We start from the raw sequence: 24,470 nt of genomic DNA on the forward strand, positions 1-24,470 counted from the left end.
TGCTAATTGCTATTTAATAATCAATTTCTGACTGTAAGATCTCAAATCTCCCGATTTAATATTGATGTAATACGCTCCTGCGGGAATTCCTGTAATATTAATGCTGTTTTCGCTGTCAAATTTTGTTTCCTCCAAAACTTTTTTACCATCTGTACTAATGATTTCTGCGGTGCTTTGGCTGTCTTTCAATCCGTCTACAAATATTCTTTCATGAGCAGGATTAGGATAGATTCTGATTCCGTTAAACATATTATCATCCTGAACGCCTAAAGTTGAAGTCGTAATCTTATAAATTTTGCCATTGTTTACTGCAGCAACATAAAGATTTTTTTGGCTATCCTCACCAAAAGTAGAAAAATTGTTGCCTGTATATGCTGTCGTCCAAGTGATTGCATTGTTAGAATCCATTACGCCGATTTGGGAAGAACAATAATCTGCGAAGAAATATTTTCCCTGTAAGCTTGGATATTGCGCTCCTCTGTAAACATAGCCTCCCGTAACTGAACATTTATTACCGGAATGATCATAAACAGCCACAGGAAAGGTCATTGTTGTAGAAGCGGCACAACCTGTTGTATTGTAATTGTTGTTTCCTTCGTAGCATCTCCATCCGTAATTGATTCCGGCTTGAGAAATTGGCATTCTGTTGATTTCTTCAATTTGTCCTTGTCCAACATCGGCAATCATAGCATTTCCTGTGGTAAGGTCAAAAGAAAATTTCCATGCATTTCGTAATCCGTAAGACCAGACTTCATCGGCTCCATCAACTCCGGATCCGACAAAAGGATTTCCTGCAGGGATATTGTATGGTCCGGTAGAATTAATATCAATTCTGAGCATTTTACCTAAAAGCGAATTTTTATTCTGAGCATTATTGTTGGGATCACCACCATTTCCACCGTCTCCGGTTACAATCCATAAATTCCCGTCCGGCGCAAAATGAATACTTCCCCCATTATGATTGTCAAATGGTTTAGGAATATTTAAAATAATTTTTTCAGAATTGACATCAGCAACATTTGCGTTTGAGCTACTTACGGTATATCTTGCTACAATAATATTTCCGTTTGAACTATTATTATAATACACGAAAAAATACCCGTTTGTTGCGTATTGAGGGTGAAAAGCCAAACCTAAAAGACCTCTTTCGCCTCCAAACAATACTTTACTGCTAATATTCAAAAAGTCTGCAGCGTTCACAGTCCCGTTAGGCTGAATAATTTTGATGATTCCGTTCTGCTGTACCACAAAAAGCCTGTTGTCATTAGCATTTATGATTTCTACGGGACTTGAAAGCCCAGTCGCAAATTCTTCCAGATTAAAACTTTGAGCTTGAAAAATAAGGGAAGAAAACATACCGATAGAAAATAGTAGTTTTTTCATAATATTTTGATGTTTAAGGTGTTGTAAGGTAGTAAGTGAAAATTTCATACCAATAGAAGTGAAATAAGTCGAATAGATTTGAAATAAATGTTTTGCAGAAATTTTAACAAAAAATTAATTGCCGATATATCTGAAAATAAACCATTTCTGTTGTTAAAAATTCATAAAATATCAATAAAATCATTATATTTGCCGACTTAATTTAACGTAGTTATAACAAAATGCAAGGAAAAGGACTTATTACAATTGTTGCTATTGTACTAGGGTTAATTTGCTTAAATGAGCTATTACCAACATGGTACGCCGGCAAAATTGAAAAGCAGGCGACTGCTATTGCAGGAGACAATCCGGAAAAGTATCAGAAAGAAATAGAAAGACTTTCTAAGGATACACTGAATTTAGGTTTCACAGAACTTTATTATTCTAAAGCGAAAGACAAGGAAATGAAACTTGGTCTTGACCTTAAAGGAGGAATCAACGTTCTTTTGGAGATCAACCAGAGAGACTTGGTGAATGATTTAACGAATTATTCTACCAATCCTATTCTTATTGAGGCTTTAAACAGAACAGACGAAGTTCAGAAAAATTCTACAAAATCTTATATTGATAATTTCTTTGTGGAATTTGATGCTGTAAATAAAGCTAAAGGTGCAAACCTTAAACTTGCAGATCCTGAGATCTTCGGAAATACCAATCTTTCTGAAATTAAATTCAATACTACTGATGAGCAGGTAAAAAGCATCGTTAAGAAAAGAATTGATCTTTCTGTAGGAACAGCTTTCGAAGTAATCAGAACGAGAATCGATAAACTTGGAGCCATCCAGCCAAACGTACAGAGAGTTCCGGGAACGGCAAGAATTTCTGTAGAAATGCCGGGTATGAAAGATATCGACAAAGTGAAGAAAATGCTTCAGACTTCTGCAAAACTTCAGTTTTGGGAAGTACAGCAGGTTCCGGAAGTATTGCCTTATTTCCAAACTTTAACATCTACTGTTTCTGCTAAAGGAGATTCTATGGGCGTGAAGAAAAACGTGAATTTCATGAACCTTCTTCAGCTTGATAAATTGAGAACAAACGGTGTTGCTTCTGTAAAACTATCTGATACTGCTGCTGTGAATAAAATCATCAACAGCAAAATTGGTCAGTCTTTACGTCCGGCAAACATTAAATATACCCAGTTCATGTGGGGTTATAAGCCTGAATCTACAGATCCGAACAGCTTGGTATTGTATGCTATAAGAGGAAATATCAACCAAAAAGCTCCGGTAGATGGTGCCGTAGAAACTGCTAACATCAGCTATGATGAATTGAGCAGAGTAGTGGTAGATATGCAGATGGATTCTAAAGGTGCAAAAGACTGGAAAACGCTAACGGAGAAAAACGTTGGTAAACCGGTTGCTGTAACTTTGGATAACAGAGTGTATACTGCTCCAAATGTTGTAGGTGCAATTCCTAACGGTAGAACCCAAATCTCTGGTAACTTCTCTCAGGAAGAAGCTAAAGAATTGGTAGACGTTTTAGGAGCTGGTAAGTTACCTGCAGGTGCAAAAGTGGTTCAGGCTACACAAGTTGGTCCGTCTTTAGGGCAGGAATCAATTGATGCAGGGGTAATTTCATTTGCAATCGCATTCTTAATTATTATTGCATATATCATTTTCTATTACGGTGGAGCGGGAGTTTACGCTGTAATTGCAATGATTATCAACTTATTCTATATTTTCGGAATTATGGATTCCGGAGACTTTACGCTTACTCTTCCTGGTATCGCAGGTATTGTACTTTCGATGGCAATGGCGGTAGATACAAACGTAATTATTTACGAAAGAACAAAAGAAGAATTGTTTGCAGGTAAAGGTATCTTAGAAGCTTATAAAGATGGTTTCAAACATGCATTGAACGCAATTATCGATGGTCACTTAACGATGATCTTAACGGCGATCGTATTGTTCTTCTTCGGAACAGGACCTATTAAAGGTTTCGCACTGACGTTGTTAATTGGTGCGGTAATGACTTTATTCACTTCTATCTTGCTTTCAAGAGTAATGATTTTCAACAGACTGAATAAAGGTAAAGGACTTTCTGTATGGACTTCTCCTACAAAAAACCTTTTCAGAAATACGTGGATCGACTTCATCGGAAAGAGAAAATATTCTTATATCATTTCTGCAATCCTTACCGTTATTTCCCTGGGTTCGATTTTCGTAAACGGATTTAAATACGGTATCGACTTTACGGGTGGTAGAAACTATGTTGTAAGATTTGATAAGGATGTAAATGCTGAAGACGTTGAACATAATTTGGTGAAAATGTTTACTACTGAAGACGGTAAAAACTCTTCTGTAGAAGCTAAAACTTTCGGTAACGATAAGCAATTGAAAATCTCTACAGATTATCTTATCGATGACGAATCTTTGAAAGCTGACCAAACCATTGAGCAGAAATTATATGAAGGTTTAAAACCAAATTTACCTTCAAACCTTACTTTAGAAGATTTCAAATCTGCAGACAAAGATCACGCTGGAATTATCTCTTCGGAAAAAGTAGGACCTACTGTTGCGGATGATATCCAGACACATGGTATTCTTGCAGTTGTAGCTGCTTTGGCGGGAATCTTTATCTATATCTTATTCAGATTTAGAAAATGGCAGTTCTCTTTGGGTGCGGTTGCAGCATTGTTCCACGATGCGATTATCATTTTGGGAGCATATTCTTTACTTCATAAAGTGATGCCTTTCAATATGGAGATCAACCAGGATTTCATTGCGGCGATTCTTACCGTATTGGGTTACTCAATCAATGATACCGTAATTATCTTCGACAGAATCAGAGAATATTTAAGAGAGAAAAAAGCATTGACGTTATCAGGTTTATTTGATGATGCAATCTCAAGTACATTAGGTAGAACATTCAACACGACGTTCACTACATTGCTGGTAATTCTTGCAATTTTCATCTTCGGTGGAGACAACTTGAGAGGATTTATGTTTGCCTTGTTGATCGGTATCGGATTTGGTGCTTATTCATCTATCTTTATTGCGTCGGCAATTGCTTACGATTTCCTTAGAACAGGGAAAGAAGAAGAAGTACACGGTAAATCTTCTTCAAATAAAGAAGTTCTTGCAACAAAATAATTTAAACTACATTAAATAAAAAAAAGAGTCTTTCAAAATGGAAGACTCTTTTTTTATTCAAAATTTCAAGCAAAAAATAATTATAAAATTCCAGACATCCGTCATGCAACAACTATCAACCAATTTAGAATCATTATTTTTTCTTATTTGAGTATTTTTGCACCGTTATGGAGAATTCAAAAAAACAGGCAGCCATTGGCTTTATATTTATTACGCTTCTGATTGATATTACAGGATGGGGAATCATCATTCCTGTTGTTCCGGATCTGATCAAAGAACTGATTCATGCAGACATCAGCGAAGCCGCAAAATACGGAGGCTGGCTTGGTTTTGCCTATGCTTTTACGCAGTTTGTTTTTTCGCCTGTTGTCGGAAATCTCAGTGATAAATTCGGAAGAAGACCCATTATTCTGATTTCACTTTTCGGTTTTGCGATAGATTATATTTTCCTTGCTTTAGCTCCGACAATTGTCTGGCTTTTTGCAGGAAGAGTGATTGCAGGAATTACAGGTGCAAGCGTGACAACGGCAAGTGCGTATATTGCAGATATTTCAACAGATAAAGACAGAGCAAAGAATTTTGGTTTAATCGGTGCTGCTTTTGGTTTAGGATTTATTATCGGGCCTGTTTTGGGGGGACTTTTAGGACATTACGGTTCAAGAGTTCCGTTTTATGCAGCAGCTGCTTTATGTCTTTTAAATTTCCTTTATGGATATTTTATTCTTCCCGAGAGCTTAGATAAAGGCAAAAGAAGAGAATTCAGCTGGAAAAGAGCAAATCCTATAGGTTCATTTAAATTTTTAGGTAAACACCGAGAGATTTCAGGTTTAATTTTCGCTTTAATTTTAATTTATATTGCAGGTCACGCTGTTCAGAGCAACTGGAATTTCTTTACCATGTATGAATTCAATTGGGATGAAAGAATGGTAGGAATTTCTCTTGGGGTAGTTGGGCTTTTGGTAGGCTTGGTTCAGGGTGTTTTAATCCGATGGACAACCCCGAAATTAGGTGAACAAAAAAGTATTTATTATGGCTTGACTTTGTACGCGATAGGAATGTTGCTATTTGCGTTTGCAACCGAAGGTTGGATGATGTTTGTATTTTTAATTCCTTATTGCTTAGGTGGAATCTGCGGTCCTGCTTTGCAGTCGGTGATTACGAAATCGGTTCCAAGCAATGAACAGGGTGAATTGCAGGGAGCTTTAACGAGTTTGATGAGCGCTACTTCGATTATTGGTCCGCCAATGATGACGAATTTATTCTATTATTTCACCCATGATGAAGCACCATTTGAATTTCCTGGAGCCCCATTCTTTCTGGCCTTTGTGATGATGACTGTAAGCGTAGTTGTTACTTACTTTGCTTTTCAGAAGAAGAAATCTTAAAATTAGTTTAAAATTAAATGAAATCTAAATTAATTCTACAATCTTTTGTAATTTAGCGCCATGGAATTAAGCATTGGAGAAATGGCACTCATTGCCATTGCAATCGTGGTTTTATTCGGTCCGGATAAGCTGCCTCAAATTGCCCGTGATCTTGGATCAGGGGTAAGAAAAATGCGTGGTGCAGTAGAAGATATCAAAACCGAAATTTTAAAGGAAACAGATAATCCTGTCTCGGAAATTAAAAAAGAGATTGAAAAGGTAAAAGATGCTGCGAAAGATTTCAATCCCATGAAAAATATTGAAGAAAACATTTTGAACGAGCCATCTTCGGCACCGGAAGCTCCAAAGATCAAACCTGCAGATGACGATTCTTACGAAGGACCGGTAAGCCGATAAATACAATATGGAAGAAATCATTCAGGAAGATAAAAATCTGTTTCTTTATCTCAATAATTTAGGAGATACTCCTTTTGATCAGTTTTGGATCATAATTTCAGAAAAGTGGATATGGATTCCTCTTTACATTATTTTCCTTTATTTTCTGTATAAAAATTACAAACTTAGATCTCTTCTGTACATTCTTTTGTTTACTGGAATTGGCATTACTGTTTCAGATCAGATTTCAGGAATTTTCAAATACGGTGTTGCCAGATTAAGGCCTTGTCACGATCCCACACTTCAGAATGCAATGCGCATTGTGAAATGTGGCGGGCAGTTTGGTTTTTATTCTGCACATGCGTCTAATACGTTCTTTTTGGCGAGTTACCTTACTTTTTTATTAAAAGATAAGCTTAAATTGTTTCCTTATGCTATATTTGTATGGGCGGCTATTGTTGCTTATAGCCGTATTTATTTAGGAGTTCATTTCCCAATAGATATTTTGGTGGGGGCGTTTGTTGGAACTTTATTGGGAGGGCTTTTTGCTATGCTCGCAAAAAAAGTAATCAACAAACAAACTATAAATACATGAAAAAACATCTACTTCTTATTTTAGCTTTTACATCTTTCAATTTTATCTCTGCACAGGACAAAAAAATTGCAGAAGAATGTTTTAAAAAAGCAGATTACAAATGTGCGGAAGAGCAATATTCGAAACTGGTGCTTACGGAAAATATTCAGAGATATCAATCAGATTATTATGTTAATCTAGGAATTGCACAGAAAAGATTGGGAAAACCGGCCATGGCTTTTAAGTCTTTCGAATCTGCTTTAAAATCAAACCCTAAATCTATTTCGGTTTACGAAAATTTAGCTTCATTGCACAATCAGAAAGGAAATCGTACCAAAGCGTTGGAGTATGCGAATACCGGGGTAAAACTTGAACCCGAGAATGCCGAAATTTATCTTATCCGTTCCAAGATTTATAATAATTTAGGAAAAAAAGATCTTGCCATGGTAGATTTAAACCAGATTTTGACCTTTGCCCCCGATAATATTTTTGCAAGAACTGGCTTGGCAACTCTTAAAAAGAACAACGGAGATCTTGAAGGTGCTTTAAAAGATTACAACCAAATGCTTACCGAAAAACCCGAATCTTTACTTTATAACGGAAGAGCAGAAGTTTATCTGAAATTGAAAAAATCTAAAGAAGCTTTGGCAGATATTAACAAAGCGATCTCCATTGATCCTAAATTTTCTCAATCTTATGTAACAAAAGCCGCAGTTTTATTTGAATCTCAAAAAGATAAAGAAGCTTGTGAAAATTTGGAGAAAGCAGTTGCTTTAGGGCACGAAAAAGCTTTAATAAACGAACTTACAACAAAGTGTCTGAAAAAATAAGAATTTTAGTAAATAAAATTTTATCATCAACAATGTCATCGTAAAAGATGGCATTTATATTTATAAACAAATAAAAAATTCATGTTGAATATTGTTCTTGTAGAACCGGAAATCCCCAATAATACCGGAAATATCGGCAGATTATGTGTAGGAACCGAAAGCCGATTACACCTCATTCATCCTTTCGGATTTGTGATTAACGATAAAAATCTGAAGCGTTCCGGTCTGGATTACTGGGTTCATCTTGATGTCACTGAATACGAAAATGTAGATGAATGGATGAAAGTTATTCCCGATGTATCGCGTGTATTTTTAATGAGTTCACATGCGGAAAAATCCTATCTCGAAATCGAATTTCAGGATGGTGACTGGCTTGTTTTCGGAAAAGAGAGTAAAGGTTTGAGTAAAGATGTTTTAGACCGTTTTGAAAATCATTTGACCATTCCGATGTCGAAACTAATCAGAAGTTTTAATATTGCGAATTCTGTTGCTTTTGTTGTAGGTGAAGCAAAAAGACAAATTAGTTTAAAAGGTTAATTCTCGAAAATGGGAATTAATAAATGCTAAAAACTGTTAAATAAGATGAATGGTTAAAATTTATTGAATGTCTTTCGTATATTTGAAAAATATCACTAATTAAAGATTTATTTAAATTATGAAAATACTTTCCAGACTGGTTTTATCAGCAGCTTTTGTAATGACTTTAGCAATTTCTAACAATGCTTTTGCTCAGGAAACTAAAAATACTCTTGCGATAGAAACCAATTCATTATTAGGAAATACAGTCAAAAGACATGAAGCATCTCCTGAATTAAAAGCAACGACCTTAATCTTAATCGATAAAGTTGAAAGCTCGCTAAGTGACCTTAAAGGATTAAAAGGAGATGATGTGAAAAACATAAAAGTTTTGATGAATGACTCTGTAAAAAAGAAGTACAAAGAAAAAGGGATTAAAGAACTTATTTCAGTTACTACAAAATAATTTAATCGTTGTGATACGGCTTTCCCTGTAAAATCTGGTCAGCTCTGTAAAGCTGCTCTACGATAAAAAGTCGGATCATCTGATGAGTAAATGTCATTTTAGATAATGACATTTTTTCGTTGGCTCTTGTATAGATTTCATCCGAAAAGCCGTAAGCTCCGCCAATCAGAATATGAACTTTTTTAACAGAAGAATTCATCCAAAAATCGATTTTTGCTGAAAATTCACGGCTTGTAAACTGTTTTCCTTTTTCATCCAGAAGAATGACGAGGTCATTTTTATCAATCTGATTTAAAAATAGTTTGGCTTCTTCCTTTTTTAAAAGATCAGAAGAAAGGTTTTTGGCATTTTTTACATCAGGAATTTCGGTAATTTCAAAATTCCAGTGTTTGGGAAGGCGTTGGAGGTAATAATTGATTAATGACGTAATTTCTTTATCATCTGTCTTCCCGATACAAACTAAACTGATTCGCATTTCTTATATTTGCTGAGCACAAATATACTTTATGGCTATAAAAATTCCTAAGTTTATATTAAAAATTCAAGAATTTCTGGACGATATTCATCTTCCTGTATTGGGAATATCGCTCTGGCAGATGTTTCAGATCTATATTTCGGGAATTTTTAAAGATAAAATCGGAAGAAAAGCGGCAGCAATTTCCTGGAGTTTTACTTTAAGTCTGTTTCCTTTTTTGTTGTTCCTGCTGTCGGTAATTCCATATATGCCGCACTACGACAAACTTCAGTTTTATATTTTTGAGGTATTGATGCATAATATTTTCCCTTCGAATATTGAAGGGGATGTACGAAGCTATATTCAGGATAATATTATTCCCAATATGAAGGGAATCAGTAATTTGACGATTCTTATTGCGCTTGTTTTTGCCACAAACGGTACTTTTTCATTAATTAATGGTTTTAATGAAAATTCAGAAGAGAAACTAACTGATGTAAAAGAATTCATCCTTTCTTTTTTTATCACAATAGGCTTCGTGAGTATTATATTCTTAGCGCTTTTCGGGGTATATTACACCGAAGTTGTTTTAAAAGATTTTTCCCCGGGGTATAATCTTTCCTGGCTGGTAAGAAATTTATCTAAGATAATTGGTTTTTTCTCTTTTCCTTTTTTCTATTTTATACTTTTAGCTTTGTTTTACTGGTTGGGAACTGTGAAGATTATCAGATTCAGGCAGGCAATTCCGGGAGCCATTTTAACGACGGTCTTGTTTGTGGTAACTACTTATTTTTTTGCATTGTATGTGAAAAATATAGCTCGTTACAACGTACTTTACGGGTCGATTGGAAGTATGATTTTATTAATGGTCTGGGTGAATGTAAATGTGTATTTACTGCTTTTCGGAAATGAATTAAACATGGCTTTAAGAAAATTAAGAATTGAAAAATTACTTTCAGACGAGATTAAGAGAGAAGCGAAAAATTATCATTCAGAACAATCGGAACCCAATCTCGATAGTGATGATGAACACAAAAGACCCTATATTAACAATAAAAAAGATGAATAAATTAAAGATTTTACCAAAAGCTTTATTATTAGCGTTTGTAATCGTATTACAATCTTGTGATCATGTGATTGATCAGATTCATGAAAACGAGCAAGAGCAAAATTATATATCACCGTACCGAGGAAACTATACAGGAACTTATACGGGCGATCTTAACGGGAATATAGTTATTAAAGTAAGTGATAAAGGTAGCGTTGAAATTACAAGGATTGCTGTAAATGCTCAGGAAAGTTATATGACAGGATTGATCAATTCGTCTTTCAGCACTGCGAATAAAGCCCCTTCAGGTTTTATTTTGCTGGGAAATCTTGAATCGAAAGCAGGAACCTGGGAAATGGGTAACTTGAAAGGAACCTGGAATGTCACGAAGAACTAATCGTCTTCCTCTTCTATAATTTCGTTATTTTTTGAGCTTAAATTTAAAACCAAAAATCCTGTAACCGCTGCAATTACCGAGGCTATTAAAATGGCAAACTTGGCTTCATCCTGAAAATCGATTTCATTTTTAAAGGAAAGCAATGCTATGAAAATGGACATTGTAAAACCAATTCCGGCTAAAAGTCCAACACCCATCATTTGCTTCCATGAAGAATTTTGTGGAAGCGAACTTATTTTTAGCTTAACAGCAATCCATGAGAAAAGATTAATTCCTATCAATTTTCCTAAGACTAGTCCACCAATTATTCCTAAGCCTAGGCTGCTGAATAAACCGTCGATCATGCTGTTTTTAAACGCAATATTGGTATTTGTTAAAGCAAAAATCGGCATGATAATAAAGCTTACAGGATAGTGTAAAGAATGTTCAAGTTTTTCTAAAGGAGAAATGATGGTAGTCGATTCGTTTGTTGGAATGCTAAAAGCGAGTAAAACTCCTGCAATCGTGGCATGAATTCCGGAATGATGTAAGAAATACCATAAAAATAATCCCGGAATAATATAGAAAACGATTTTTTTAATCTTTAAATAGTTTAGAATAAATAAGAAGGCAACAATTCCAAATGACAAAAGAAGATAGTTCCAGTGGATCTGATCCGTATAAAAAATCGCAATCACTAAAATAGCTCCCAGATCATCGACAATCGCCAAGGCTGCCAGGAAAATTTTGAGCGATGCGGGAACTTTTTTTCCGAGCATTGAAATGATTGCCAAAGAAAATGCAATATCTGTCGCCATTGGAATTCCCCAACCGTTGCTGTAATCAGTTCCTGAATTAAAACCTGCATAAATAACCGCAGGAATCAGCATCCCGCCAATTGCAGCGAAAATAGGCAAAGAAGCATTTTTAAAGGATGACAGTTCGCCTTCTAAAAGTTCTCTTTTAATTTCCAATCCAACCAAAAGAAAGAAAATAGCCATCAATCCGTCATTAATCCAAATGCTTACAGAATAATCCAAATGTAAGCTTTCAAAACCTATTTTTGAACCTAATAAAGCCTGGAAGCCGTTTCCTAAAGATGAATTAGCAATAATTAAGGCGAAAATAACACAGAAGATCAGTAAAATTCCTGATGCCTGGCTGCTTTGAAAGAATTTTTTAAAGTATACAGATAGCTTCATTATTTTCTTTTAAATTCTTCTTATTTTTGACACTCCATTTATTGCCTTTAATTTTTTAAAGGTTTCTTCAAGCTGACCTTTGTGCTTAACTTCTAAGTTGATATTTCCTGTAAAAATACCGTTATTCGATTCGATCGACATACTTTTCATATCCATTCCCATAGCGCCGCTGATGACAGTAGTGATATCGTTAATCATTCCCATTCTATCAAGACCTTCAATTTCAATCTTAATACGGTTTTTAAAGCTTTCCTCATTTACCCATTTAGCAGGAATTACCCTGTAATCATACTGAGCACGAAGATTTATTGCATTCGGACAGGTATCGCTGTGAACTTTAATGCCTTCTGAAATCGTAATAAAACCAAAGATTTTGTCGCCCGGAATTACAGTACAGCATTTTGCGTACGTATAATTCAGCTTTTCTTCATCTTTTCCGAACACAATCATGTCAAGATTCTGCTCTTTTGGTTCTTCGTAATGCTGGTTCTTGCTTGGACTTCTTTTAAATCTCGAAAGCAAATTGTTGAATACGTTTTTACTCTCGATATATTTTCTCAGGCTGCTTGCATCAAGCTCGTTGGTCTGGAATTTTAAAAATAATTCCTGTGAAGTTTTAAGATTAAAGAACTTCTGAAGTTTGGTGATTTCTTCATCGTTAAAATTAATTTTGGCATGACGAAGTTTTCGTTGTAAAATTTCTTTACCTTCCTGTACGTAAGAGTTTTTCTCAGAATTCAGGAAGCTTTTGATTTTAGATTTTGCTTTTGAAGTAACCACAAAATCAAGCCAGTCAAACTTTGGTCTTTGGTTTTGCGAAGAAAGAATATCTACCTGATCCCCGTTTTGCAGAACATACGAAATAGGAACCAATTTTCCGTTGATTTTTGCTCCCAAACATTTCATTCCCAAATCGGTATGAACTGAAAATGCAAAATCCAAAGCGGTTGCATTGGTAGGAAGGATTTTAATTTCGCCTTTTGGCGTAAACACAAAAACTTCTTTTGAATAAAGATTAAGTTTAATATTATCCAAAAGCTCAGAAGTAGAAAGATTCTGCTGTTGTTCAAGTACATCACGGATTTCAGTCACCCATTTTTCGAAATTTCTGTCGTCGCTGCTTTGCTTGTAACCTTCTTTGTATTTATAATGAGCGGCAACACCTTTTTCTGCAATATCATCCATTCTTTCAGAACGAATCTGTACTTCGATCCACTTTCTGTCGGGACCGAGAACGGTTAAATGTAAACTTTCATAACCTGTTGAACGGGGTTGAGTAATCCAGTCACGCATCCTTGAAGGATTGCTATGGTAAACATCCGTTACAATAGAGTAGATTTTCCACGCTAAAAACTTTTCGTTCTTTGCATCCGATTTATAAATAATTCTGATGGCATAATTATCAAAAACTTCTTCAAAAGGAACACCCTGTTTCAGCATTTTTCTGTAAATGGAAGAAATTGCTTTGGCACGTCCTTTAATGCTTACATTTAGACCTTCTTCTTTTAACCTTTCCGAAACTTCTTTGGTGAATTCTTCAATGTAACGTATTCTGTTATCTTTTGCAAGCTCAAGTTTTTCTGTGATTTCATTATAAACTTCAGGATTGTTATATTTTAAAGATAAATCTTCAAGCTCAGATTTAATATTGTACAACCCAAGTCGGTGAGCCATAGGCGCATAAATATACACCGTTTCCGATGCAATTTTTTTCTGCTTGTCGGGAGCCATGCTTTCCAGAGTACGCATATTGTGAAGTCGGTCTGCAATTTTGATCAAAATCACACGGAAATCTTCAGAAAGTGTCAGCAACAATTTTCTGTAATTTTCAGACTGCACAGAAATATTCTGATGATTCATAATTGAAATCTTGGTAAGCCCATTGACGATTTCGGCAATTCTTTCCCCAAAGATTTTTTTAAGATCCTCATAAGTGTAATCTGAATCTTCAATCACATCATGCAAAAGTGCGCAAGCAATAGAGGTAGCACCCAAGCCAATTTCTGTAGCAACAATTTTGGCTACGGCAATAGGATGGTAGATGTAAGGTTCTCCTGATTTCCTTCTTTGATCTTTATGAGCATCGAGAGCAATATCAAAAGCCTTCCGGATGAGTTTGTTATTTTCTTCATCCAAAGTTCTGTATGTGTTAGAAATCAGGTCTTTATATCGCGCTAAGATCTCTTTGTTTTCTTGTTCTAAGTCGTAACTCATCTGTGTAAAAGGCTTTATTTAAACGAAAATACGAAAAAAAATACGATTTGTCAATTGATAAAATCAAAAATCCGCAGAAAGAAATCTGCGGATTACGGTTAATTAGTTTTTATTTAGTTTTAAGCTTTTACTTCAGAATTGATTCCGTCATGCTGAACTTTTATTCTCACATCCGGGCTGCTGTGAATTTCTGCTTTAGATCTTGCATCTATCAGCCGTTTCAGGTTACTATAAGAAGCCTGGTTAATGCTCATGTTTTCAAAAAGATAAGTTTTAAGAACATTGTTTTCATCAAAGATTTGTCTTGTTTTATCAGTCAGATCCCTGTTTTTTATTTCTACACTCACCATATATTGGGAGTTATGATGGTCATCACTTAGATACACAATGTACTCAGAATCTAAATAACCTGAAGCTTCCAAATCATTTTCAAGCTTTTTATAGTCACTGTGCTTGGCAAATATTCCTGCTAAAATGTTTGACATAGTAATATTGTTTTGGTTATTTAAAGTTAGAATTATTTTTAATATAATTAATAAAAATTTAATAAAATTTTATATTTATTATTTTATCTATAATTAATTAATATAAATTATGAATCTGTCTATTTTATTAAAAACATTAAACTCTGCACAATGTACAGAGTTAATGTATAATTGGTGATTTTTAACCTAATCTATCATTTTTAATCTCTTCAACAATTTCAGGATTTAATAAAGTGGTAATATCTCCGAAATTACTGAAATCTCCTTCTGCAATTTTTCTCAGAATTCTACGCATGATTTTCCCCGAACGTGTCTTCGGAAGCCCTGAAACAAACTGAATTTTGTCTAATTTAGCAATCGGTCCGATCTGATCTGAAATCAGCTGATTAATTTCTTTTACCAAATTTTCCTGCTTTCTGTCTGCTCCGGTATCTTTTAAAATGACAAAACCGTACAAAGCATTTCCTTTGATATCATGAGGATAACCGACAATTGCGGATTCTGCCACAGCCGGGTGTTCGTTGATGCTGTCTTCAATTGGCGCAGTTCCCAGATTATGTCCTGAAACGATAATTACATCATCAACACGGCCTGTAATTCTGTAATATCCAACTTCATCCCTCAATGCACCGTCTCCTGTGAAGTATTTTCCGGGGAAAGCCGAGAAATAGGTTTCTTTATATCTTTGGTGATCCCCCCAAATCGTTCTTGCGATTCCCGGCCAAGGAAAACGGATACAAAGGTTTCCTGTTACTTGGTTTCCTGAGATTTCATTACGCTTGTCATCCATTAAAACAGGCTGAATTCCCGGCAAGGGCAGGGTAGCGTAGGTAGGTTTGGTCGGAGTGACAAAAGGTAGCGGCGAAATCATAATTCCTCCGGTTTCTGTCTGCCACCAGGTATCTACAATCGGACATTTTTTCTTTCCGACATGATCGTTGAACCAATGCCATGCTTCATCATTAATCGGTTCTCCAACCGATCCGATAACTTTTAATGAACTTAGGTCATGTTTATCAACCCATTCCGCACTTTCTTTCGCTAAAGAACGGATGGCTGTCGGAGCAGTGTAGAATTGGGTAACTTTATGCTTGTCAATAACTTCCCAGAATCTGTCTGGTTGAGGATAGGTAGGGACCCCTTCAAAAATTACGGTGGTTGCACCATTTAAAAGTGGCCCGTACAAAATATATGAATGCCCTGTAATCCAACCGATATCGGCAGTACACCAATAAATATCATTTTCCTTATAATTGAACACATTTTTAAAAGTATAAGCAGTATACACCATGTATCCGGCAGAAGTATGAAGCATTCCTTTCGGTTTCCCTGTCGATCCGGAAGTGTAGAGGATGAATAGCGGATCTTCGGCATCCATTATGATGGTGACAAAATCGGCAGAGGCTTTTTCATATAAATCTGCCAACCAATGATCTCTTCCTTCTTTCATCTTGATTTCGTTGTGTGTTCTCTTCACCACCAAAACCGATTCTACAGAAGGTGTTTTTTCTAAAGCTTCATCAACAATGCTTTTCAGGTCTAAAACTTTGCTTCCTCTGTAACTTCCGTCTGAAGTAATCACCATTTTCGCTCCACAGTCGTTCACTCTCGAAGAAACTGCTGATGCAGAAAACCCAGCAAAAATAACGGAGTGAACAGCCCCTAATTTTGCACAGGCCAGCATGGTAATTGCCAGTTCCGGAATCATCGGAAGATAGATGCAGACTCTGTCTCCTTTCTCGATGCCCATGTCTTTTAAAACATTAGCTGTTTTGTTGACTCTTGTATATAATTCGCTGTAAGAAATATGTTGTGCTTCTTCTTTCGGATCGTTGGGTTCCCAGATGATTGCTGTTTTTTCGCCTCTTACGGAAAGGTGTCTGTCTAAACAGTTTTTGGTGATATTCAGTTTTGCATTTTTAAACCATGTAATTTTTGCTTCATTCATATCATATTTCACCACCTTGCTCCATCTCTGGTACCATACAAAATTTTGGTCGGCAATCTTGTCCCAGAATTTTTTAGGATTTTTGATAGATTTTTTGTACTCTTCAAAATAGTGTGGCAAATCTTCTATTAAGTAATTTCTCATATCCTTTTCCTTTTTTGAAATTTGAATTTTTTATTATTTAAATTTATAGTTAATTTCTTGTTTAAACCCTATATTCCCTGATTTTTTGCTGGATTTCCTCAATAATTTTTTCATCATCAATCGTCGATGGAATCTGAAATTCTTTACCATCAATAATGGTCCGTATTAATTTTCTTAAAATTTTTCCGGAACGCGTTTTAGGTAATCTTTTCACAACCATCACAGATTTGAGAAAAGCTACCGCTCCGATTTTTTCTCTGACGTTTTGAATGATTTCTTTTTCGACGTTTTCCTCTGAAATTTCAGAACCGTTTTTCAAAACGATGGTTGCGAAAGGAACCTGTCCGCGCAAATCATCATCGATTCCTACGACGGCACATTCTGCAACATCGGGATGTGAAGAAACGATTTCCTCCATTTCGGAAGTTGAAAGCCGGTGACCAGCAACATTAATCACATCATCAACTCTTCCCGTGATGAAAATATAGCCATCTTCATCTTTGATCGCTCCGTCTCCAGAAAAATAGTAACCTTTATATTGTGACAGGTAGCTTTTTTCAAATCTTTCGTAATCATTCCAGATGCCTAAAAGAGCTCCGGGAGGAAGCGGAAGTTTGATGACCAAATATCCTTCTTTATGTTCGTTTAATTCCAATCCGTTTTCATCAAAAATTTTAATGTCATAACCCGGAATTGGTTTTCCTGCAGAAGCCCTTTTTATTTGATAGTTTTCATTAAAAGTCATTAAGCCTAACATTGGTGAACCGGATTCTGTCTGCCACCAATGGTCGATTGCAGGAACTCCGATGTGTTCTGCAAACCAATCCAACGTTGCCACGTCGCATCTTTCACCTGCTAAAAACTGTTTTTTGAAATGACTTAAATCGTATTTTTTTACCAATTCTCCATTCGGATCTTCTTTTTTAATTGCACGAATCGCAGTCGGAGCTGTAAACATCGCCGAAACTTTATGTTCAGAAATAATTCTCCAGAAAGTCCCTGCATCAGGAGTCATAATCGGTTTTCCTTCAAAAATAATGGTTGTATTTCTGTTAATTAAAGGTCCGTAAACTGTGTAACTGTGACCAACCGCCCAGCCAAAGTCTGAAGCCGCCCAAAAAGTTTCACCCTGTTCAATTCCGTAAATGTATTTCATAGAGAATTTCAAAGCGGTTGCGTAACCTCCTGTATCCCTTGTAATTCCTTTAGGTTTTCCGGTGGTTCCTGAAGTATATAAAAGATAAAGCGGATGACTGGATTCCACCGAAACACAATCTATTGGCTCTGATTTGGAAACCAACTCTTCGTAATCAATAATTCCATCAAACATTTCATGCTGATTATCAACTAGTTTTCTGTTGAAAACGATAATGTTTTCGACTTTATCGTGCGCCAATTCGATGGCCTTTTCAACCAATGGTAAATAAGGGATTCTTTTGGCAATTTCAATTCCTGCGGTGGCTGTGATTAAAGCTTTTGGTTTACAGTCATCGATTCTTACCACCAATTCGTGTGGTGCAAAACCTCCAAAAACCACGTTGTGAATCACACCGATTCTTGCGCAGGCCAGCATTGCAAAAAGTGTCTGCGGAATCATTGGCATATAAATCACCGCGGTGTCGCCTTTTTTTAATCCTAAGGAGACCAGGCCGCCTGCTAATTTTGAAATTTCTGATTTTGCCTGATTATAAGTGTACTTTATTTTCTGATCAGTAACCGGAGAGTCATAAATAATCGCAATTTCTTCTCCGAAGCCGTCTTCAATATGTTTGTCAATGCACAAATAAGATATATTCAGCTTTCCGTCTGCAAACCACTGTGTATAATTGTTTTCATCCTGCGAAATAATCGTTTTCGGGAATTCAAACCATGAGATTTCCTGAGCCTGTTCTTTCCAGAACTGCTCTTTGTTTTCTATGCTTTGTTTAAATAAGTTATCTGTGTTCATATAAGTTTTGTGTTTTAGGTCATTGTTAGAAGCGAAGCAATCTTTTATCTGTTATTTTTTAATTTATTCCAGCATTTCTTCAATTTGTTGAATCAGTTTTTTAATGGAATATGGTTTCGTTACATACGCGTCGGCTCCCATTTCAAGTCCTTTCTCAATATCTTTTGGATTGTTTTTGGCACTCAGGAAAAGGACTTTTGTGTTTTCAAGCGCTTTATTTTTTTTGATTTCTTCTAATGTGCTGTACCCGTCAAGGTTTGGCATCATGATATCGAGTAAAATCACATCAGGAGTCAGTATTTTCAGAAATTCCAGTACTTCTGTTCCGTCTCGGGCAATAAAAACTTCATACCCGATTTTTCTGAAACTGTATTCTAACGACATTAGTATTTTGTGTTCGTCATCCGCAATTACTATCTTTTTCATTGTGTATTTTCTGCTTTAAAGTTCAACTTCATTGTTTTTATATTTTTTCTTTGGGGGAACCCGAAGGGTTCAATTGTAATAGCCGTAGGTGAAACCTATGACATTACGTATTATGATTGGGATCAGATCAACCCGTAGGGTTGAATATATTATTTTCATCAAAGTCAATTCCATGTTCAGCTAAAAACTTTTTAAATTCATCTTCAAACGTTTCCGTTTTATGATATTCTTTTTGATTTTTTATATAATTTATAATTGTTTCTTTGTCTTTAAATGAAACAGTAAAAGCGCCATAACCTTCCTGCCATCCAATGAATTCAGGGAATAATCCCGATTCTTTCATCCATAAATTTGTAGCAACTTTAATATCTTTTACCAAATTGCTGAGATTTATATTTGGATGAAGATCGCAAAAAATATGAATATGATCGGGCATTCCATTTATTCTGTATAATTTACATGTTTTATTGTTTAAAATACCCCAAATGTATTTATAGAGTTCTGATTCATGTTCTTCATTAATTGTTGGTTCTCTGTGTTTTGTTCCGAAAACAATATGATAAAATATTTGTCGATAGGTTCCCATTTTTCATTTGTGTTTTTTGTTGTTGAACCCTTCGGGTTCTAATGGTGTTTTGCTTATCCGTTCCCATAGGTTTCACCTACGGCTACTGTTATTGAACCCTTCGGGTTCGCCGTCCTCAACATCAATCCTTCTTGGCAAAGTAACTGTAAAAGTCACTCCCAATCCGCTGTTTTCTGCTTTTATTTTTCCGTGGTGGGCTTCGACAATCCTTTTTGAAATGGCCAATCCGAGTCCGCTTCCGGTGGGTTTTAAGATGTTTTGATTTTTCGACTGGTAAAACTTATCGAAAATCATTTCCAAATCTTCTTCAGGTATATTTTTTCCGGTATTAAATATTTTAATAATTAAATCATTTTCTTTTTCCAAAAATTTAGTTTGAATAGTTCCTTGTTCATCGGTGAATTTTAAGGCATTTCCTATAACATTCTGAAACAACTGAATCATTCTCGCTTCATCATATCTCGAAATATGATTGTTTAATAAATCGACTTCACTGATGTGAATAAACTTTTGCTGAATTAAATGCAGAATCGGATTTAATGCCTTTTTATAAGTCTCAATAATGTTATTTTCCTGAATATTTAAGGCGATTTCACCATGCTGGAGCTTATCCAGATATAAAATATCGTTGATGATCTCACTTAGGCGGTCAGATTCCGTGATGATGTTGTTTAAAAATTCTCTTTTAATTTCTAATGGAATATCGTCGTCATCGGCTAAAATTTCTCCTGCCGAACGGATTGCTGTGATCGGTGTTCTTAGTTCATGCGCAACAGAATCCAGGAAATCATCTTTCTGTCGGTCTTTTACAATTAAATTTTCATTGGCAATTGTAAGGTCGTTGGAAAGCTGCTTTAACTCTTCAGACTTTTCAGTTAGTTTTTTATTTAATGAAATATTTTCCTTTGATTCCTCTAGAATATTTAATACTTCTTTCAATGAAATTTTATCTTCTTTCGTCACACCTTCAATTAAAATCTTCGCAGAAGCGGTACCGATTCTTCCTGCCAAAAGGTTTTCCGAGAACTTAATGAATCTTGAATCTGCGGTTTCGGTCTGAGAATCAATATTGTATTTAATATTAAAAATCCTCATGGCCTGTTCGGTTTTCTTTTTACCTAAAAAACGTTCCAGAATATTTTGAATATCAGAAACATAAGCGGTTCCTCTCCAGATGAAAGCATTCTCGTGATTTTGAATATATTTGTCGATGTCAACATACAGTTCGGCAAAGTTTCTTTCGCGATAATTTCCTTTCATGCTTACAGAAAGAATGCTGAACAAACCTGTATTTACCAAAATAGACCAAAAGAAAATTTCAGGAATTCTGGTTAAAAATGGAATATCAAAAAACTGAAAAGTATTGTACATATCACGCAAAGCTCCTTTCAATTCCTGATTGTAAGAAAAATAGTATTGGGGAATAATTAAACCGAAATAGCAGATGATTAAACCGGCTAAAAGTCCGATTACCGCACCATTGTAACTTCCTCTTCTCCAAAAAATGGCTCCGAAAAACGATGGTGCAAGTTGGGTAATAACTACAAAGGAAATGAGTCCTACAGAATCGAGTGAAGTTTTCAGAATAAAATATTTATAAAACCCAAAGGCTAAAATAACCAATCCAAAAATCGAAAACTTCCGGATATTGGTAATATTTCTGGTGTTCTGAATTTCATTTTCAGCTTTAAATTTTCCCAGTAATCCGTAAGGAATAATCAGGTTGTTGGAAAGCATGATGGATAAGGTGATTGCAGAAATAATAATCATCGAAATGCATGAACTTAAACCTCCCAAAAATACCAAGACGGTAATCAGAGCATTGTTAAAATATTGCGGAATTAAGATAGAGTAGAACTCGGGATTCACATTCTGACCCTGAAAAATCAATCTTCCGCCCCAGGCAATCGGGAAAATAAAGACTGTAAAAATCAATAAATAAAGAGGAAAAAACCAAATGGCTGTTTTGATGTGTCTTTCCTGTCTGTTCTCAACAATGGCGGTGTGAAACTGTCTCGGCAAAATACAGATGGCGGTTCCGGAAATCATGCAGAGAACCATCCAGTTCATCGCACCCTCAATTCCGTTGAATGTATTTTTAGCTTTAAAATCAGAAAATTTACTTGCTTTCTGATACAAATCCGAAAATCCGTCAAATGCGAAATAAATCACGAATAATCCCAAAATGATAATGAAGAACAATTTAAGAAAGCTTTCTAATGCGATTGCCGAGATAATTCCTAATCGTTTTTCAGAAGCGTCTACATATTTTGTCCCGTAATAAGAGGAAAATACGGCGATTAAAACAACTACAAAAGTGGCATTATCCGTTAAAATATTTTTAGACATCGGAGTTTCCGTGACCAAATGAAAAGTTTCGGAAATTGCTTTGATCTGCAATCCAATGTAAGGAACGATGGCAAAAACGCAAACCAAAGTAATGATGGCGCTGAAACTTCTGCTGTTTCCGTAGCGTAAAGAAATAAAATCTGCAAGACTGCTGATTTTGTTAACTCTGGAAATTCGGACAATTCTTGTATTAATGTAAATCCATGCAGGAATGATTATAATCGGTCCGATGTAGATCGGTAAATAATTCAGTCCGCTTGTCGCTGCAACCCCGATACTTCCATAATACGTCCAGGCTGTGCAATAAACAGCTAATGACAAAGCATAGATATACGGATTGTTAATCCAGAACTTACTTTTTTTCTTCTCTGCCAAATGGGCAACTAAGAACAAAAGTGCGAGATAGATTAAAACAACGATAAATAATGCGAAACTACTCACCATATTTTTTTACGATTACAAAAGAAATAATGATGGAAATCATCCAGACAGCAAACAAATACACCAAAATCATCGGATAACCCAAAACTTCTCTTTCACTGTTAAAAAGCAGTGATACCGGAATGCTGAAGGCGATCAGCAAACCTATGCTTAAAATAATCAGTTTTTGTTCGTGCCTTTTTTTCATAAATGATGAATGATTATTGGTAATTGATTGATTCGAATGTTTATTTCCTGATTCAATTTTTCCTTAAAAACGATAATTGATGAACAGACCGAAATCATTCATCAATTATCATCTATCATTTATAATTACTTGTCGTCAGAATATTCTCCTGTCAAAGAATAGTATCCGAAAATTGCCATTCCGCCGGAAACAATCGGTACCAGTACGAAAAGAATGATGATTCCGAATACGAGGTCTTCCTGTTTTCCTGAGGTGAGTTTTGGGATTCCCATCACGGTTATTCCGAAGTAGGCAACAACCAGGGCAATTAAAATCCAAACGATGCCTAATATTTTTTTTAATCCGTCCATTTTTGTTAGATTTAAAATTAATAAATTTTTAAGTGATTACGCCTATTAATCGTGGATATTTTGATTCTTATTTTTAAGATAAATCAATCCGATAAGCAAGCAGACCGCGGCAACTCCAATCGGATACCAAAGTCCTTCCAGATACCACTTTGCATGACCTGCATCTTTTCCTTGAGTTACAAGATAGGTTGCCACCGCAGGAAGTAATCCTCCAAACACGCCGTTACCAATGTGGTATGGTAAGGACATCGATGTATAACGGATTCTCACCGGGAACATTTCAACTAAGAACGCCGCAATCGGACCGTAAACCATCGTTACAAAAATCACCTGAATGAAAACTAAAAATACCAAATACCATCTCGTATCGCTGTTCAGTGTAATTGATTTTGAAACTTTGGGTTCTTCCGCTTTTCCGTCTTTCATTACAGGACCTGTTGCAGACCAATGAACAATACTGTCTTTTTTGATTAAAGTGCCGTCTGTGTAAGCAGTTTCTTTGTGGAAAGTAATTAAACTGTCGGTTGTAATCGTTTTGTGAATTGCTGCAGTTCTTGTTTCTTTAATTCCGTTTTCGGCAACGGTTTTTGCTTCTATGTTAACGCTTTTATACATGCTGTCGTAGATGGGTCGGTAGGCTAAAATTGCTACCAACATTCCCGTCATCATAATCGCTTTTCTTCCGATTTTATCCGAAAGCCAACCGAAAAATACGAAGAACGGTGTTCCCATCAATAATGCAGTTGCCATTAAATAATCGACTTGCATCGAATCAATATTCATTACTTTTTGAAGGAAACTCATGGCGTAAAATTGTCCAGTGTACCAGATTACACCCTGTCCCATCGCAGCTCCGAATAATGCCAATAAGACAAATTTGAAGTTGAATTTATTCCCGAAGCTTTCTTTTAAAGGATTTTTTGAAGTTTTACCTTCACTTTTAGCTTTAGCAAACAAAGGAGACTCTTTCATATTTTTTCTGATGAAATAAGAAACTCCCACCATTAAAATGGATATCCAGAACGGAACCCTCCATCCCCAAGCATCAAATTCTGCTGCTGAAAGTGAGTTTTTGGTAATTAAAATCACAATTAATGAAATGAAAAGTCCTGCTGTAGCGGTTGTCTGAATCCATGAAGTCCAGTAACCTCTTCGGTGGGGTTGGGAGTATTCTGCCACGTAAGTTGCTGCTCCGCCGTACTCTCCACCTAAAGCTAAGCCCTGTAAAAGTCTTAAAATTAAAACTAAAACAGGGGCCATGAATCCAATCGTTTCATATCCCGGAATACATCCAATCAGGAATGTGGAGAAACCCATGATTAGTAACGTTACCAAAAACGTGTATTTTCTTCCGATGATGTCCCCCAATCTTCCGAAAAATAAAGCTCCGAAAGGTCTTACGACAAATCCTGCGGCAAAAGTTGCCAGCGTAGATAAAAATGCTGCGGTAGGATTATCAGCAGGGAAGAATTTGGTTGCCAAAACAATGGCCAAACTTCCGAAAATATAGAAATCATACCATTCTATCAGAGTTCCGAGTGATGACGCAGTAATGACGCTCCAGATGGTGCGGTTTTTCTGCTTATCTGTCATATTATCGTAGGCATCGTGGTGTTGTTCGCTCATATCACTAGATTTTTTTTGTTTAAATT

Annotated in this window: 22 protein-coding genes; 9 read left to right on the plus strand and 13 right to left on the minus strand. The window is 35.8% G+C overall.

The features are described 5' to 3' along the window. Nucleotides 1–9 precede the first annotated feature (9 nt). The gene (locus ACR1PN_RS01595; protein WP_433978592.1) at nucleotides 10–1,383 is read right to left on the minus strand and encodes a PQQ-dependent sugar dehydrogenase; all 1,374 of its coding nucleotides are present in this window, start codon (nucleotides 1,381–1,383) and stop codon (nucleotides 10–12) included. Between the two features lie 221 nt (nucleotides 1,384–1,604). On the opposite strand from ACR1PN_RS01595, the gene secD reads away from it, so the two are divergent. The 7 genes from secD (at nucleotide 1,605) to ACR1PN_RS01630 (ending at nucleotide 8,660) form a co-directional block, all read left to right on the plus strand. Next, complete coding sequence (gene secD, locus ACR1PN_RS01600) at nucleotides 1,605–4,514, plus strand: protein translocase subunit SecD (protein ID WP_433978593.1); 2,910 nt, start codon at nucleotides 1,605–1,607, stop codon at nucleotides 4,512–4,514. A 167-nt stretch (nucleotides 4,515–4,681) separates the two neighbouring features. After that, complete coding sequence (locus tag ACR1PN_RS01605; RefSeq protein ID WP_433978594.1) at nucleotides 4,682–5,899, plus strand: TCR/Tet family MFS transporter; 1,218 nt, start codon at nucleotides 4,682–4,684, stop codon at nucleotides 5,897–5,899. 60 nt (nucleotides 5,900–5,959) lie between these two features. Further along, nucleotides 5,960–6,295 (plus strand): Sec-independent protein translocase subunit TatA/TatB, encoded by a 336-nt coding sequence (locus tag ACR1PN_RS01610; RefSeq protein WP_433978595.1) that lies wholly within the window; start codon nucleotides 5,960–5,962, stop codon nucleotides 6,293–6,295. A 7-nt stretch (nucleotides 6,296–6,302) separates the two neighbouring features. Next, nucleotides 6,303–6,869, plus strand: a complete 567-nt coding sequence (locus ACR1PN_RS01615) for a phosphatase PAP2 family protein (RefSeq protein WP_433978596.1) — start codon at nucleotides 6,303–6,305, stop codon at nucleotides 6,867–6,869. Then, on the plus strand, nucleotides 6,866–7,678 hold the full coding sequence (locus ACR1PN_RS01620; protein WP_433978597.1) for a tetratricopeptide repeat protein: 813 nt from the start codon (nucleotides 6,866–6,868) through the stop codon (nucleotides 7,676–7,678). The genes ACR1PN_RS01615 and ACR1PN_RS01620 overlap by 4 nt, the downstream gene beginning before the upstream one ends. Before the next feature lie 81 nt (nucleotides 7,679–7,759). Then, entirely contained in the window at nucleotides 7,760–8,215 is a 456-nt protein-coding gene (locus ACR1PN_RS01625; RefSeq protein WP_433978598.1) for a tRNA (cytidine(34)-2'-O)-methyltransferase, read from the plus strand. 118 nt (nucleotides 8,216–8,333) lie between these two features. After that, nucleotides 8,334–8,660: a hypothetical protein gene (locus ACR1PN_RS01630; protein WP_433978599.1), complete on the plus strand. Its 327-nt coding sequence runs from the start codon at nucleotides 8,334–8,336 to the stop codon at nucleotides 8,658–8,660. Between the two features lies 1 nt (nucleotide 8,661). Here the strand turns inward: ACR1PN_RS01630 and ACR1PN_RS01635 are convergent, their stop codons facing one another. Further along, entirely contained in the window at nucleotides 8,662–9,135 is a 474-nt protein-coding gene (locus ACR1PN_RS01635; RefSeq protein WP_433978600.1) for a 23S rRNA (pseudouridine(1915)-N(3))-methyltransferase RlmH, read from the minus strand. Nucleotides 9,136–9,166: 31 nt separating this feature from the next. Between ACR1PN_RS01635 and ACR1PN_RS01640 the strand changes: the two genes are divergently transcribed. Further along, the gene (locus tag ACR1PN_RS01640) at nucleotides 9,167–10,183 is read left to right on the plus strand and encodes a YihY/virulence factor BrkB family protein (RefSeq protein WP_378172678.1); all 1,017 of its coding nucleotides are present in this window, start codon (nucleotides 9,167–9,169) and stop codon (nucleotides 10,181–10,183) included. Next, complete coding sequence (locus tag ACR1PN_RS01645; protein ID WP_378172674.1) at nucleotides 10,176–10,559, plus strand: hypothetical protein; 384 nt, start codon at nucleotides 10,176–10,178, stop codon at nucleotides 10,557–10,559. The genes ACR1PN_RS01640 and ACR1PN_RS01645 overlap by 8 nt, the downstream gene beginning before the upstream one ends. On the opposite strand, the gene nhaA is transcribed toward ACR1PN_RS01645, so the two are convergent. The 11 genes from nhaA to ACR1PN_RS01700 all read right to left on the minus strand — a co-directional run bounded on the left by nhaA (nucleotide 10,556) and on the right by ACR1PN_RS01700 (nucleotide 24,444). Then, on the minus strand, nucleotides 10,556–11,740 hold the full coding sequence (gene nhaA, locus ACR1PN_RS01650; RefSeq protein ID WP_433978601.1) for a Na+/H+ antiporter NhaA: 1,185 nt from the start codon (nucleotides 11,738–11,740) through the stop codon (nucleotides 10,556–10,558). The genes ACR1PN_RS01645 and nhaA overlap by 4 nt on opposite strands. Before the next feature lie 9 nt (nucleotides 11,741–11,749). Next, nucleotides 11,750–13,954 carry a RelA/SpoT family protein gene (locus tag ACR1PN_RS01655; protein WP_378172668.1) on the minus strand — a complete coding sequence of 735 codons (2,205 nt, stop codon included), beginning with the start codon at nucleotides 13,952–13,954 and terminating at the stop codon, nucleotides 11,750–11,752. A gap of 119 nt (nucleotides 13,955–14,073) precedes the next feature. Next, complete coding sequence (locus ACR1PN_RS01660; protein WP_433978602.1) at nucleotides 14,074–14,439, minus strand: hypothetical protein; 366 nt, start codon at nucleotides 14,437–14,439, stop codon at nucleotides 14,074–14,076. 181 nt (nucleotides 14,440–14,620) lie between these two features. Further along, nucleotides 14,621–16,531 (minus strand): acetate--CoA ligase, encoded by a 1,911-nt coding sequence (acs, locus tag ACR1PN_RS01665; protein ID WP_433978603.1) that lies wholly within the window; start codon nucleotides 16,529–16,531, stop codon nucleotides 14,621–14,623. A gap of 61 nt (nucleotides 16,532–16,592) precedes the next feature. Then, the gene (locus ACR1PN_RS01670; RefSeq protein WP_433978707.1) at nucleotides 16,593–18,527 is read right to left on the minus strand and encodes an acetate--CoA ligase; all 1,935 of its coding nucleotides are present in this window, start codon (nucleotides 18,525–18,527) and stop codon (nucleotides 16,593–16,595) included. Between the two features lie 15 nt (nucleotides 18,528–18,542). Then, on the minus strand, nucleotides 18,543–18,905 hold the full coding sequence (locus tag ACR1PN_RS01675) for a response regulator transcription factor (protein ID WP_072953155.1): 363 nt from the start codon (nucleotides 18,903–18,905) through the stop codon (nucleotides 18,543–18,545). A 127-nt stretch (nucleotides 18,906–19,032) separates the two neighbouring features. After that, nucleotides 19,033–19,491 carry an IS200/IS605 family transposase gene (tnpA, locus tag ACR1PN_RS01680; RefSeq protein ID WP_433978604.1) on the minus strand — a complete coding sequence of 153 codons (459 nt, stop codon included), beginning with the start codon at nucleotides 19,489–19,491 and terminating at the stop codon, nucleotides 19,033–19,035. A 72-nt stretch (nucleotides 19,492–19,563) separates the two neighbouring features. Further along, nucleotides 19,564–22,284, minus strand: coding sequence for an ATP-binding protein (locus tag ACR1PN_RS01685; protein ID WP_433978605.1), 2,721 nt, complete (start codon nucleotides 22,282–22,284; stop codon nucleotides 19,564–19,566). After that, complete coding sequence (locus ACR1PN_RS01690; RefSeq protein WP_433978606.1) at nucleotides 22,274–22,468, minus strand: hypothetical protein; 195 nt, start codon at nucleotides 22,466–22,468, stop codon at nucleotides 22,274–22,276. The genes ACR1PN_RS01685 and ACR1PN_RS01690 overlap by 11 nt, the downstream gene beginning before the upstream one ends. 125 nt (nucleotides 22,469–22,593) lie before the next feature. Next, complete coding sequence (locus ACR1PN_RS01695; RefSeq protein ID WP_378172652.1) at nucleotides 22,594–22,818, minus strand: DUF6814 family protein; 225 nt, start codon at nucleotides 22,816–22,818, stop codon at nucleotides 22,594–22,596. A gap of 45 nt (nucleotides 22,819–22,863) precedes the next feature. Then, nucleotides 22,864–24,444, minus strand: coding sequence for an MFS transporter (locus tag ACR1PN_RS01700; RefSeq protein ID WP_433978607.1), 1,581 nt, complete (start codon nucleotides 24,442–24,444; stop codon nucleotides 22,864–22,866). Between the last annotated feature and the right edge of the window lie 26 nt (nucleotides 24,445–24,470).

The organism is Chryseobacterium sp. RLHN22 (assembly GCF_051011795.1).
Classification (GTDB): Bacteria; Bacteroidota; Bacteroidia; order Flavobacteriales; family Weeksellaceae; genus Chryseobacterium; species Chryseobacterium zhengzhouense.